This window comes from Rhodococcus sp. 4CII (assembly GCF_014256275.1).
GTDB classification, from domain to species: Bacteria; Actinomycetota; Actinomycetes; order Mycobacteriales; family Mycobacteriaceae; genus Rhodococcus_F; species Rhodococcus_F wratislaviensis_A.
The window spans coordinates 3,941,365-3,954,225 of the sequence record NZ_JACCFE010000002.1 but is presented as its reverse complement, the minus strand read 5'-3'; the positions used below and the strand labels follow the sequence as shown (position 1 = coordinate 3,954,225).

The window sequence follows — 12,861 nt, the reverse complement described above, 5'->3', positions numbered from 1 at the left end:
CTACTTCCGTCGGTGTCGTCTCCGGGCAACTCTCGGACCCACCAGATCGGGCGTCGAGAACGGAGTGTGCGCATGCGGGACGAAGGCCCCACGGTGACGAAGAACGGGATTCCGCACTATCGGATGTTCATCGACGGCGGATGGGTCGACACTGCGGATCGCTACGAGATCGTGAACCCGGCCACCGAGGACATCACGGCGACCGCGGCGAAGGCGACGATAACCCACGTCGATACCGCGGTCGCCGCCGCGCGACGCGCGTACGAGGAGGGTTCCTGGCGCCGGACACCACCTGTCGAGCGAGCCTCCGTACTGGACAGGGCCGCAATCGCTCTCGCCACCCGGATAGAGGGGATCGCGACGATCAGCTCACGCGAGACCGGCATGCCCATCCGATCTGCACTCGCGATCGCCGTGGGATTTCCACAGATGCACCTGCAGTACTACGCCGAGCTGACACGCTCGTTCGAATGGGTACGGCCGTCACCGATTACCGGCCAGGTTCTGCACAGTGGGCTCGTCAAGAAGGAACCAGTCGGAGTCTGCGCCGGAATCTGTCCGTGGAACTTCCCGGCGGCCATCGCGGTGTGGAAGTCGGTCCCCGCGTTGGCAGCCGGCAACAGCGTCGTCCTGAAGGTGGACGAGAAGACTCCGAGTTTCGCCCTCGAACTGGCGGCGATACTGCGCGACGCGGGCCTCCCCGACGGGGTGCTCAACGTCGTGATCGGCGACGGTCCGACCGTCGGTGAGCACCTCGTCAAGCATCCCGATGTGCGGCTCGTGTCCTTCACCGGAGGACCGCCACCGGCCGCCGGGTGATGGCCAACGCGTCCGACACGATCAAGCGCGTGCTGCTGGAACTGGGCGGCAAGGGACCGAACATCGTCCTCGACGACGCCGACATCGACCTCGCCGTCGACGGCACGATCTACGGGTTCGTCCTGCACGCCGGTCAGGCCTGCGAGTCCGGCACCCGACTGCTCCTTCCGACCTCGATTCACGACGAGTTCGTCGACCGTCTCGTCGCGCGGTTGGAAACACTGAAAATCGGTGACCCCCTCGATCCGTCGACCGACGTCGGCGCGGTGATGAGCGCGGCGCAGCGCGAGCGCATCCTCGGCTACATCGAGAGCGGCAAGACCGAAGGAGCCCGGCTCGTCCACGGCGGCGGAACCTCTGCGGGTCCCGAGTTCGCCCGGGGCTTCTGGGTCGAGCCGACGGTGTTCACCGGCGTCACCAACGACATGCGTATCGCGCGCGAAGAGATCTTCGGACCGGTGTTGTCGATCATCGCCTACGACTCGGTGGATGAGGCCGTCAAGATCGCGAACGACACCGAATACGGCCTGGCCGCGGGCGTCTGGAGCCGGGACAACCAGCGTGCACTGGACGTCGCAGACCGACTCGAGACCGGCTCGGTGTGGATCAACGACTGGCACAACATGTCTCAGCACCTTCCCTTCGGCGGCTACAAGCAGAGCGGGATCGGCCGCGAGCTCGGCCCGGACGCACTCACGGAGTTCACCCAGGACAAATCCATCACGGTCGACATGTCCGGCGACCTGAGCCGCCGCGCCTACGGCCTGGTCCTCGGGACACCGCCGAAGCACTGAACAACCGACAACCCATTCAGGACACGAGAAGGGACAGCAGATGCCGAGACTCGAGGGAAAGGTCGCATTCGTCACGGGGGCGGCGCGTGGTCAGGGGCGGGCCGAAGCGCTTCGGCTGGCACAGGACGGAGCCGACATCTTCGCGGTCGACGTCGCTGCACCCGTCGAGACCAACGTGGCCCCGGCGGCGACACCGGCCGACCTGGAAGAGACCGAGCGGGGGGTGAAGGCGCTGGGCCGCAACGTCGTCACCGCCCAGGTCGATGTGCGCGACTACGACGCCCTGAAGCATGCGCTCGACGAAGGCGTGCGGCAACTGGGCCGGCTGGACATCGTCGTCGCCAATGCGGGGATCTGGTCGTACGGGCTCAGTGAGGAGGTCTCCGACCTCGAATGGCAGGTCACGCAGGACGTCGTTCTCAAGGGCGTGTGGCACACCGCCAAGGCCGCGATCCCGATCCTCAAGCACCAGGGAAGCGGCGGGTCGCTGATCTTCACCAGTTCGACCATGGCCATCAAGGGGATGCAGAACCTGTCGCCGTATGTCGCTGCCAAGCACGGCGTCGTCGGACTGATGAAGTCGCAGGCGCTGGAGTTGGCCCCGTTCGGGATCCGGGTCAACTGCGTCGCGCCGACGTCGGTCAACACGAAGCTGATCCACAACGCGCCGACGTACGCGTTGTTCGCGCCCGACATCCCCGAGGCGGAGCGCACCCCCGACAGCGTGGCCGACCGGTTCGCCACCATTCCCGTCATGGACGTGCCGTGGGTGGAGCCCGAGGACATCGCCAACGCGGTCGCGTTCCTCGCGTCGGACGAGGCGCGCTACGTGACCGGCCTCGAACTCAAGGTCGACGCCGGACAGACGCTCAAGTAGGTGGAAATTTCCCCGGGCGAAGCCTCGTATCATTCCGGATGCGAGGCTTCGCCGCGATCGGTGCGGGACGGGTCAGGCGTGGGCCATGACAGCTTCGGCCTGCGCGATGATTCCCTCGGCGGTCTTCACGTGGGCGATGTCGATGTGCTGGCCCTCGAAGTCGACGGCCGCGCTGCCTGCGGCCTCGGCCACCTTGAACGCCTCGATCATGCGGCGGTAGAAGTCGACCTGCTCGGGGGACGGCGTGAACACGTCGTTGGCGATGGCGATGTGCGACGGGTGGATGCACACCATGCCGCGGTAGCCGAGCTGCTTGTTGTCCAGGCAGAACTGACGGGCACCGTCGAGGTCCTTGATGTCTTGCCACACGCCGGCGACGGGGTGGTGCAGGCCTGCCGCGCGGGCGGCCAGGACGAGTCGACTCCGCAGGTACAGGGTCTCCAGGCCGGCCGGGGTGAATTCGAAGCCGAGTTCGCGTCCCACGTCCGCGCTCGGGCCGGTGGCGCCCAGCAGGCTGGAGATGCGCGGGGTGGCGGCGGCGATCTCCTCGCAATGCGCCATCGAGACCGCGGTCTCGTAGCTCACGATGAGTCCCACGCTGCCCGCCTCGAGCCCCTCCCGGGCCTCGATGTGCGACACCACGGCGTCGATCCGCACAAGTTCCTCGGCGTCGAAGACCTTGGGCAGGAACAGACCGGTCAGCCCCGGCCGGATCACCGCCTCGAGGTCACTGCCCTGGATCCCAGTCACGAATGCATTGGGCCGCACCCACACGTCGGCGCGAACACCCTCGGCGTGCAGACGGTCGATGGTGGCGGCGGTGACGCCACGCGCCTCGTCCTTGTCTGCGACGGGAACCGAGTCCTCCAGGTCGAGGATCAGGGCGTCGGCGCCGGAGGCCAGCCCCTTGTCGGCCCAGGAAGGCTTGTGACCGGGCACGAACAGCATGGAACGGTACGGATTCATGAACTCTCCTCAGTAGTGAGTACGGGAAGTAGTGGGTGTGCGAAGTAGCGGGTCAGGATTCGTCGGCGTAGAGGACGCCGGACGCCAGCAGCTCGTCGACCTTCTCGGCGGAAAGCACCTCGCCCGCCACCGAACGGGTGTCGGCGCCGACCTTGGGCGCACGGTCACCGCGGTCCGGGCGCTCGCCGTCGAACGTCCACGGCGGCCGGATCAGGGCCAGGCCGTCGGGTTGCCACTCGACCAGGTCCAGGTGCTCGACCTGCTCGTGCTCGAGGTAGCCGGTCATCGACAGCACCGGCGCGAACGGCACGTCGGCCTCGGTGAGGACCTTCTCCCAGTGGTCCTTCGACTTCGTGGCGAACTCCGCCTCGACGATCGGCACCAGCTCGAAGTAGTTCGACTCCCGCGGGCGGTATTCGGCGAACCGGGGATCCTCGGCCAGGTCCATGCGGTCCATCGCTCGGCACAGCGACTGCCAGAACTTCTGCGAGGACGACAGGTGGACGGCCAGGTACTCGCCGGTCGACGTGGGGACGCAGAAGTTCTGCGCCTGCGGATGCCGGCTCGTGCGGGCCGGGTTCCTGCCGAGTTCGAAGGACTGCGTGATGCCGTCGATGGTCAGTGCGCTGACGGCCTCCATGATCGACGTTTCCATCCGCTGCGGCTGCCCGGTCTTCAGCCGCCCGACGAGGGCGGCAAGGACGCCGGCTGCGGTGCTCAGTCCGGTGACGAGGTCCGCGCTCAGGCCACCGGCCAGCTGCGGGTGGTCGCCGTCGCTGAACAGCGAGTACAGGCCGCCGAAGGCGTGGCCGATCGTGTCGTAGGCGGGACGGTTGGCCAGCGGACCGCCGGCGCCGAATCCGGTGACGGACCCGTACACGATGTCGGGGCGCAGCGCGCGGCAGTCCTCGGGGCCGAGCCCCATGGCCGCCACCTTGCCCGGGCGCAGGTTCTCGAGCACCACATCGAAATGCGGCACCAGCGCCTTGACCAGCGCGACGCCCTCCTCCGACTTCAGGTCGACCGACAGACTGCGCTTGCCGGTGTTGTACTGCCGGAAGTAGGGGCTGGCGTCGTTCTGATGGCGCCGGAAATCTTCTCCGACCACCGGGCGCTCGACCTTGACCACTTCGGCGCCGAGGGCGCACAGCATCGACGTCCCGAACGGGAGCGCGATGTATCCCCCGATCTCGAGGATCCGAATACCGTCGAGCGGCTTGTGCTGCATGTTGCCTCGCCTTCGTCTCAGCAAAATATTATATATCGTTTACAGTGGGGTCAAGCCCCGCCGGATCGGGGTACCCCATCGAGGCGACTCCCAGTCGGGTGGATCACGGCAAGGCACTTCCATGGAGCTATGCAACATTATATACTTTGCATGGTGCAGCTCACATATCGAGCAGAAGGCTCCGCCCACCAAGCCGGACACTTCGGTCCCGCCTGCGATCCGGACCATTTCCACCCCTTATCGACCAAAGAAGGAGCAGCACCGTGAGTGTGCAGACAGAAATTTGGCAGGGACAGTACGACAAGCTGTTCATCGGCGGACGGTGGGCGCAGCCGGCATCGGAGCGCACCTTCGACGTGATCTCGCCGGCCACCGAAGAGCTCGTCGCGCGCGTCCCGGAAGGCGTCGAAGAAGACATCGACGCGGCGGTGAACGCGGCACGCGAGGCGTTCGATAAGGGGCCCTGGCCGCGGATGGCACTCGAAGAGCGGATCGCGGTCCTCCGGAAGCTCAGCGCGGAACTCGCCGCGCGCGAGGCCGACGCCGCCAGGCTCGTCAGCGCCGAGATGGGATGCCCGATCACCCTGTCCACGAAGATGCAGTCCATCGGACCGCGCCTGCTCCTGGACTCCTTCCTGGACCTCGCCCCCGCCTACCCGTGGACCGACACGCGGTCGTCCGCCACCGGCAGCGCGCTGGTGACCCGGGAGCCGGTCGGGGTCGTCGCCGGCATCGTGCCGTGGAACGCCCCGCTGCTCATCACCATGATCAAGCTCGCCCCGGCACTGCTGGCGGGTTGCACCATGGTCATCAAGCCCTCCCCCGAGACCCCGCTCGACGCGTACCTGCTCGCCGACATGCTCGACGAGATCGGCCTCCCCGCCGGCGTCGTGAACATCGTCCCCGCGCAGCGCGAGGCCAGCGAATACCTCGTGCGGCACCGCGGCATCGACAAGGTCTCCTTCACCGGATCGACGGCCGCGGGCCGGCGGATCGCCTCACTCTGCGGCCAGGACCTGCGCCGCGTGACCCTCGAGCTCGGCGGCAAGTCCGCCGCGGTCCTGCTCGACGATGCGGACCTCGACGCCGCGGTCGCCGCCATCCGCGCGGTCTCGCTCCGCAACAGCGGCCAGGTGTGCAGCAACAAGACCCGGATCGTGGTGGCGCGCTCGCGGCGCGACGAACTCCACGACCGGCTGGTGGACCTGATCCAGTCGATGCCCGTCGGTGACCCGTTCGACCCCGCCACGGAGATCGGCCCGATGGTCAGCGCCAATCAGCGGTCCCGGGTCGAGGGCTACATCGACGACGCGAAGGGATCCGGAGCCTCTCTGCTGGTGGGCGGCGGACGCCCCGACGGTCTCGACCGCGGCTGGTACGTCGAGCCCACGATCTTCACCGACGTCGACCCTGCCGCGAAAATCGCGCAGGAAGAGATCTTCGGCCCCGTTCTCACGGTGCACACGTTCGACACCGAGGCCGAGGCGATCGACATCGCCAACAACTCGGAGTACGGCCTCAACGGATCGGTGTTCGCCGCCGACCCCGAGCACGCGCTGGCAGTGGCACGCCACATCCGCACCGGCACAATCGAAGTCAACGGAAACCCGGCGGGCTTCAGCGCCCCGATGGGCGGTTTCAAGAACAGCGGCATCGGCCGCGAGGCGGGCCTCGAGGGCTTCGACGCCTACGTCGAGCTCAAGTCCTACGGAATCCCGGGCGGCCTGCTCGGTTCGCTCTCCTGACCCAGATCTACCGAAAGGCACCACACATGGGCACAATCCCCCCCGTCGAAGAAGCTGCCGCACGGCTCGTCACGGATCTGACCTTCGACTCCATCCCCGCCGACGCGCTCGCCGGTGCGCGCCGCCTGATGCAGGATCAGCTCGCCCTCCAGGTCGGGAGTGCCTCGCTGCCCTGGAGCAAGGCACTGCTCGAGCTGACGCGCGCGGCGCACGTACCGGGCAAGTCGCACGTCGCCGCGGCAGGCGACGAGATGAGCGCCGCGGACGCGGCATTCGTCAACGCCTCCTTCGGCCACGGCTTCGAATACGACGACGCCCACCGGGCCAGCTCGTCGCACCCGGGCAGCTGCGTCGTGTCGGCCGCACTCGCCGTCGGTGAGGAACTCGGCGCCACGATGCGCGAGGTGATCACCGGCATCGTCGCCGGCTACGAGGTCTACACCCGCATCGGCAACCTGGCCGCGCCCCAACTGCTCGAGCGCGGCTTCCACCCGCACGGGTTGCTGTCGAACTTCGGTTCGGCCGCCGTCGTCGCGAAGATGCGCGGCTTCGACGTCGAAACGACCGTGCACGCGCTCGCCATCGCCCTCAGCCATGCGTCGGGCACCACCGAGTACACGTCGTCCGGTGGCTCGATCAAACGCATCCACTCCGGCATCGGCACCCGCAACGGGATCCGCGCCGCCGAGATGGCCGCCGCGGGCATCACCGGGCCGACGACGTTCCTCACCGGTGGGAAGGGCTTCTACCGCACGTTCGTCGGGCGCGCCGTCGCCGACGACGCCGCGGCCACGTTCAGCCTCGACAAGACGTTCGAGATCACCCGCGTGTGGGTCAAGCCCTACTGCTGCTGCGGCATCAACCACGCCTACATCGACGGCGCCCGTCAACTCGCGGCCCGCGCCGCGGACGTCGACTCGGTGCTGCTGGGCATCCAGACCGGCGGCGACGTGGTGATCGGCAACAAGAATGCGAACGCCTACGCCCCGAAGATCATCGAGCACCTGCAGTACAGCCTGCCGTTCCAGTTCTCGCTGTCGCTGCTCGGCAAGGGCAACGGGTTCCGCACCCACCACGAGTACATGGCCGGCCGGCTCGACCTCGGCGCCGGCAGCGACGTCGCCGCCCTCGCCCAGAAGGTGAAGATCGAGGTCAAGCCCGAACTGGACACCGCCTACCCCGGCCGATGGGTCGGCGACATCACCGTCAACTACACGGACGGCACCAGCGAGAGCCTGTTCGTCGACAACCCCACCGGCACCGCCGAGAACCCGATGTCGCAGGAAGACCTGGACGCGAAGTTCCGCGACCTGACGGTGACCGCGATGGGCACCGAGTCCAGCGAAGCCCTGCTGCACGCCATCCAGGGCGGCGATCTCGACCAGCCCGCGTCCGACTTCGCGGCCCTGCTTCACGTCTGACCCTCGAACGACACCCACACCAGCCCCACCACAAGGAGTGAACGATGAGCGGAGAACACCTCAACGCCCAGGCCCGTGTCGTGCTGACCGGCCTCGACGCCGACGGTAAGTCGGCCTTCATCTCGGACGGCAACACCACCACCCGCACCGCCCAGCCGGGCTTCACCGTCATGGACGTCTGGCAGTTCGACAGCCTGCCCGTCGACGTGCTTGCCCCGTCGACCCTGGGCGCCGACCCCGTCATCGACCCGCCGAAGAACGGCCTCGTGGTCCGCCTCGCCAGCTTCCCGCCGGACTCGGAGTTCGACGCCGAGGGCTACAAGGAGTCGCTGGACGCGTTCCACGGCGCCGACTCGCACGACGGCGACGCCAGTACCGAAGGCGGAGTGTGGCATCTGACCGACACGATCGACGTCGTCACTGTCCTCACCGGTGAACTGTGGGCCGTCACCGAGACCGGTGAAACCCTGCTGAAGCCGGGCGACACGGTCGTCAATCGCGGCATCAAGCACATCTGGAGCAACCGGACCAGCGAACCGGTCCTGATCATCGCCACCATGATGGCGGGCACCCGATGAGCGCCGTACCCCCCACGTACCGGATGGAGACCTCCTGATGCGCGGTGTAGTTTTTCGCGGTAATCGCGAACTCGAAGTCCTCGACTTCCCCGATCCCACACCGGGACCGGGCGAGGTGGTCGTCGAAATCAAGGCGTCGGGCCTGTGTGGCAGCGACCTGAAGTTCTACCGTGACCCACCGGAGGCGGCGCTCAAAGCGCTCGGTTTCAAGGACTTCGCCTCCCGGGGCCTCGGCGAGAATCCGGCGATCATCGCCGGTCACGAACCGTGCGGCGTCGTCGCCGAGATCGGACCGAACGTGGACCCACGCGCGTTCACCGTCGGTGACCGCGTCATGGTGTTCCACTACAAGGGCTGCGGATTCTGCGACCTCTGCCGCACCGGCTGGACCCAGATGTGCACCCACGGCGCCACGATCTACGGCGCCACCGCGCACGGCGGTCACGCCACCTACATGGTGGTCCCGGCGGAGACCCTGGTACCCATGCCCGAAGAGATCAGCTTCTCTGCGGGCGCCGCAATCGCATGCGGCACAGGCACTGCCTTCGGCGCACTCCGGCGGGCGGACGTCACCGGGCGAGACACGGTCGCCGTGTTCGGACTCGGCCCCATCGGCCAATCCGCCATCCAGTTCGCCTCCGCTCTCGGCGCCGAGGTGATCGCCGTCGACATCGCCGCGGACCGCCTCGCGCGGGCCGGGGAACTCGGTGCGCACCACGTCGTGGACTCCAGCAGCACCGATGCGGTGGAAGCGATCCGGGAGATCACCGGCGGTCGCGGTGCGACAGTGTCGATCGAAAGTTCCGGCGCCCCCTCCGCTCGCGTCGCCGGCACCCGGTGCCTCGGCCCGTGGGGCCGCATCGCCCTGGTCGGCCTCGGCGGGAACATCGAACTCGATGTGTCGCCCGACATCGTGATCAAGCAGATCTCGATCATCGGTTCCTACACGTTCTCGAACGTCGGGATGGGCGAATGCGCGCGCTTCGTCGCCAAGCATGGCATCGACGTCGACGCCCTGTTCACCGACCGCTGGAAGATCGAGGACGCGGAAACCGCGTACAAGGAGTTCGACCAGCAGGTGCGCGGTAAGGCCGTCATCGAGTTCTGACACGGCAGTGTTCTGACGCTGCCGTGTCTTGTCACGGCGGTGTTTTGACACGGCGGGTGCCCCGCATCCGAGTTGGGGGAGCTCGGATGCGGGGCGTCTGTGGGTGATGGAGTTGTGTTGCGGCGCTGTGCCGGTCAGGCCGCGGCCGGGCCGACCCACCGGTTGTGGGGGGCAGTGGTTGCCGGAAGGGGTCGACACTGGGTGGTGGAATGAACCACGGGTGCCGGTCTGCGCCCATTTGCACCTCCCACCCGTCGTGGTGGATGAGCCGGTGGTGGAAACCGCACAGCAGGACGAGGTTGTCCATGTCGGTGAGGCCACCGTCGACCCAGTGGCCCGCGTGGTGCGCCTCGCACCACGACGCCGGCGCTCCGCACCCGGGGAAAGCGCACCCACCGTCGCGCACGGCCAACGCCCGACGCTGCTTTCCGGTGGCCGTCCTGCTGGTCAACCCGACATCCAGGGGTGCGCCGTGATCGTCCAGAATCACCGTGCTCACCTGCGCATCACACGCCAGATGCCGGGCCGCGGTGATCGTCAGCGGTCCCATCCAGGCCGCCCAGGCCACCCCCGTTTCCGCCAGCACCGCCGCCCAGTCCTCCCCAGAGGTGGGCCGGTCGCCAAAGGTTGGGTCGGCGGGTCCGGATGGACCGGTTGGTCTTGCGCCTGAAGCGTGCGCGCCGGTGCCACCGGTGCAGTCCGTACCCCCCATCCCGCCGGTGCCGCCCGTTCGTCCCATGCCACCGCTGCGGTCGGTGCCGCGGGTATAGGCGAGGTCTCGCACCCGCACTTGTACGCTGATGTGGGGGCGTTCGCCGGCTTCGGTGCCGTTCAATCCTGCTGCGAGATAGCGGCGCCAGCAGTTCGGTGAACGCGTCGGCACGCCGCCCTCCCGGGGTGCGCTCGTCGCAATTCTCCTGTGCCGAAACACATTCAGCACGGCGCAACCCGAACCCCGAGATGGATGTACAGCAGAGTGTCCAGATAGTTGGACACTTCCGCCCCCGCTTGCCGGTCTACGTTCAGCATGGGGAAGCGACAGTCCCCGCGCGATCAGGTGCCACTCACCGACACGAGGAACCACGGAGGTTGCATTGACGACTCGGAACCCACAGGCGACCAGACGAATACCGTCGACCCGGGAGCTGCTGCGAGTGCGAATACGTACGACTGCAATGGCGACCGGACTTGCTGCGGCCATGACCTCGGCGCTGTTTTCATTCCCACAGCTGTTGCCGCTCCCGCAGCCGGCGCGGCTCCGGCGGACGATGCGACGGGATCGAGCTATCTTCTGGTCGGCGGCACGGGTTCGTCGAACATCGGAGTGTTGAGCGAATCGAACGGCCGGTTGACGCCCGTCGGGCCGCCGGTGCCCATCGATACGGGCACGCTGTCAATCACGGTCACGCCGAACGGCCGATTCGCATATGTCGCACACACTGTTTCGGGAACTCTGTAGGGATTCCACGTCGGCGACGACGGTGCACTCGTGCGTCTGGAGGGGGCGCGACTGTCCCCGGGTGCAGTGCCCTCCGACTGCCGTTCCTGTTCCTTCCCCGTGTCCGGAAGACGGTGGCGCAGCGGTTCGTCGATCAGTTCGAGGTCCGCACACTCGCGCCGGACAAGGCCACCCTCGAGGAGTTGAGCGGCGGAAATCAGCAGAAGGTCGTGCTCGCCAAGGGACTGGCCCGCAAGCCGCTGGTCGCGATCATCGACGAGCCGACCCGCGGTGTGGATCTGGGCGCGATCCCCGAGATTCACGCGATGATTCGCGCTCTCGCCGACGACGGAGTCGAGGTGGTGGTGATCTCGTCCTACCTGCCGAGATCCAGGCACTGTCCGATCGGGTCCTGGTGGCACGCGCGGGCAGCATCGCAGCCGAGTTCTCACCGGAGGAAGCCGACGAGGAGAGCCTCATGTTCGCGGCGGTTGCACTGACAGGTGGCGCCACGCCCCCGTCAGAACACCCGTCAGGGCACCCGTTCGATCAGGTTCACCTTGACGTGGTCCGGTCGCGCGAGGGTGAGTTCGGGCACGAGTTCGACCACCGCCTTGACGCCCAGCGCCGACCGGACCCGCTGCTCGATCGTCGACCGCAGTTCGTCCTGCTGTTCGGCACGGAGTCCGTCGGCGTGCTCCACGAGGAGCATGAGCGGCTTCTGGGTGGAGTGCCCCTCGAAGTCGACGCGGATGCGCATCTCGCCGGTGGTGGCCGGCGCCAGCTCCGACACCAGTTGTTTGACGGCTGAGGGAAAGAGGTTGATGCCGCGCACGATCAGCATGTCGTCGGTCCGGCCGACGCACCGCACCTTGTACCCAGTGCGGCCACACGCGCAGTCGGTGCCGGTGACCACCACGTGGTCGCGGGTGCGGAACCGCAGCAACGGCGACGCCTGGCGGCGGAGGGCCGTGTACACCAACTCGCCCTGCACACCTGCCACCGGCGCGACGACGTCACCCGTCGTCGGGTCGATCAACTCGGCCACCATCAGGTCCGGGGAGAGGAAGTGCATCCCGTCGCCCTCCTCGCATTCACCCCAGTAGATGCATGCGATGTCGGTGCCGCCGAGCATCTCTCGCGACGTCGCGCCCCACAACGACTCGAGCTTGCCGCGGACCGCGGGTAGACCACCGCCGGGCTCGCCGCCCACACTGATCGCCCGCACACCCAGATCGCGGGCGGCCACGCCGAGGATCGCCGGCGCCTGCTCGGCCAGATACGCCAGGAAGTTCGGCGTGCCGATCAACGCGTCGGGTCGCTGATCGGCCTGCACCCGCAGCAGTCGCTCCGCGCCCGCCTCCGCGCCGATCGGGATATCCACGATGCCCATGTACTGCGCCATCTGCACGACGGGGATTCCGCCGACGAACCCCTTGCTCATTCCGAATCCGTGCAACAGCCGGCTACCGGGCCGGAAACCGTTGGCGTACAGGGCTCGCGCTCCGAGCTCGGACCAGACGTCGATGTCGCCCCGGGTCAATCCGACGTAGGACGGGCTGCCAGTGGTGCCCGACGACGCCTGGATCTGCACGATGTCGGCGCGATCGGCGGCGACGTGGCTGCCGAGCGGCGGCGTCGCCGCGAGACTGTCCCGCAGTTCCTGCTTCTCGGTGAACGGCAGCCCGGCGAGTTCCGCCACCGTCCGCACCCGGGTGACGTCGACGGAATGCTCGGCGAACTTCGTCCGATAGAAGTCGCTGCGGGCGGCGAGATAGTCGAGCTGCTCGCGCAGGCGGTTGTTCTGCAACGCCGCAGCGTCGCCCGGCGCGAGCAACTCGACCGCGCTCCAATGCCGTGCCGAATGGGGAACAGCCACAGCACTCA

General features: G+C 67.6%; 10 protein-coding genes and 1 pseudogene. 7 read left to right on the top strand and 4 right to left on the bottom strand.

Annotation, left to right across the window (positions count from 1 at the left end; translation table 11 throughout):
• Window positions 1–72 precede the first annotated feature (72 nt).
• A pseudogene (locus tag H0B43_RS19020) lies at window positions 73–1,613 on the top strand (aldehyde dehydrogenase family protein).
• 40 nt (window positions 1,614–1,653) lie between these two features.
• Window positions 1,654–2,490, top strand: coding sequence for a mycofactocin-coupled SDR family oxidoreductase (locus H0B43_RS19015; protein ID WP_185726513.1), 837 nt, complete (start codon window positions 1,654–1,656; stop codon window positions 2,488–2,490).
• A 72-nt stretch (window positions 2,491–2,562) separates the two neighbouring features.
• Here H0B43_RS19015 and H0B43_RS19010 read toward each other — a convergent pair whose 3' ends face one another.
• Window positions 2,563–3,456, bottom strand: coding sequence for a CoA ester lyase (locus tag H0B43_RS19010; RefSeq protein WP_185726514.1), 894 nt, complete (start codon window positions 3,454–3,456; stop codon window positions 2,563–2,565).
• Window positions 3,457–3,508: 52 nt separating this feature from the next.
• Window positions 3,509–4,684 (bottom strand): CaiB/BaiF CoA-transferase family protein, encoded by a 1,176-nt coding sequence (locus H0B43_RS19005; protein ID WP_185726515.1) that lies wholly within the window; start codon window positions 4,682–4,684, stop codon window positions 3,509–3,511.
• A gap of 263 nt (window positions 4,685–4,947) precedes the next feature.
• Between H0B43_RS19005 and H0B43_RS19000 the strand changes: the two genes are divergently transcribed.
• Genes H0B43_RS19000 through H0B43_RS18985 form a run of 4 tightly spaced genes read left to right on the top strand, consistent with a single transcriptional unit; the run spans window position 4,948 to window position 9,536 of the window.
• Window positions 4,948–6,429 carry an aldehyde dehydrogenase gene (locus H0B43_RS19000; protein ID WP_185726516.1) on the top strand — a complete coding sequence of 494 codons (1,482 nt, stop codon included), beginning with the start codon at window positions 4,948–4,950 and terminating at the stop codon, window positions 6,427–6,429.
• A gap of 26 nt (window positions 6,430–6,455) precedes the next feature.
• A complete protein-coding gene (locus H0B43_RS18995; protein WP_185726517.1) occupies window positions 6,456–7,850 on the top strand; it encodes an MmgE/PrpD family protein in 1,395 nt (464 codons plus the stop codon).
• Window positions 7,851–7,894: 44 nt separating this feature from the next.
• On the top strand, window positions 7,895–8,428 hold the full coding sequence (locus H0B43_RS18990; protein ID WP_185726518.1) for a cupin domain-containing protein: 534 nt from the start codon (window positions 7,895–7,897) through the stop codon (window positions 8,426–8,428).
• Between the two features lie 37 nt (window positions 8,429–8,465).
• A complete protein-coding gene (locus H0B43_RS18985; protein ID WP_185726519.1) occupies window positions 8,466–9,536 on the top strand; it encodes a zinc-binding dehydrogenase in 1,071 nt (356 codons plus the stop codon).
• Window positions 9,537–9,567: 31 nt separating this feature from the next.
• Here H0B43_RS18985 and H0B43_RS40910 read toward each other — a convergent pair whose 3' ends face one another.
• Entirely contained in the window at window positions 9,568–10,122 is a 555-nt protein-coding gene (locus tag H0B43_RS40910) for a DUF222 domain-containing protein (protein ID WP_397517459.1), read from the bottom strand.
• 986 nt (window positions 10,123–11,108) lie between these two features.
• Between H0B43_RS40910 and H0B43_RS18975 the strand changes: the two genes are divergently transcribed.
• Entirely contained in the window at window positions 11,109–11,474 is a 366-nt protein-coding gene (locus H0B43_RS18975) for an ATP-binding cassette domain-containing protein (RefSeq protein WP_213015185.1), read from the top strand.
• Between the two features lie 32 nt (window positions 11,475–11,506).
• Here H0B43_RS18975 and H0B43_RS18970 read toward each other — a convergent pair whose 3' ends face one another.
• Window positions 11,507–12,853 carry a phenylacetate--CoA ligase family protein gene (locus tag H0B43_RS18970; protein WP_185726521.1) on the bottom strand — a complete coding sequence of 449 codons (1,347 nt, stop codon included), beginning with the start codon at window positions 12,851–12,853 and terminating at the stop codon, window positions 11,507–11,509.
• Window positions 12,854–12,861 lie beyond the last annotated feature (8 nt).

What these genes read in the sequence shown, in the direction of transcription:
- H0B43_RS19015 (WP_185726513.1), top strand. Translation starts at nt 1,654, where the DNA reads ATGCCGAGACTCGAGGGAAAGGTCGCATTCGTCACGGGGGCGGCGCGT.
- H0B43_RS19010 (WP_185726514.1), bottom strand. Translation starts at nt 3,456, where the DNA reads ATGAATCCGTACCGTTCCATGCTGTTCGTGCCCGGTCACAAGCCTTCC.
- H0B43_RS19005 (WP_185726515.1), bottom strand. Translation starts at nt 4,684, where the DNA reads ATGCAGCACAAGCCGCTCGACGGTATTCGGATCCTCGAGATCGGGGGA.
- H0B43_RS18995 (WP_185726517.1), top strand. Translation starts at nt 6,456, where the DNA reads ATGGGCACAATCCCCCCCGTCGAAGAAGCTGCCGCACGGCTCGTCACG.
- H0B43_RS18990 (WP_185726518.1), top strand. Translation starts at nt 7,895, where the DNA reads ATGAGCGGAGAACACCTCAACGCCCAGGCCCGTGTCGTGCTGACCGGC.
- H0B43_RS18985 (WP_185726519.1), top strand. Translation starts at nt 8,466, where the DNA reads ATGCGCGGTGTAGTTTTTCGCGGTAATCGCGAACTCGAAGTCCTCGAC.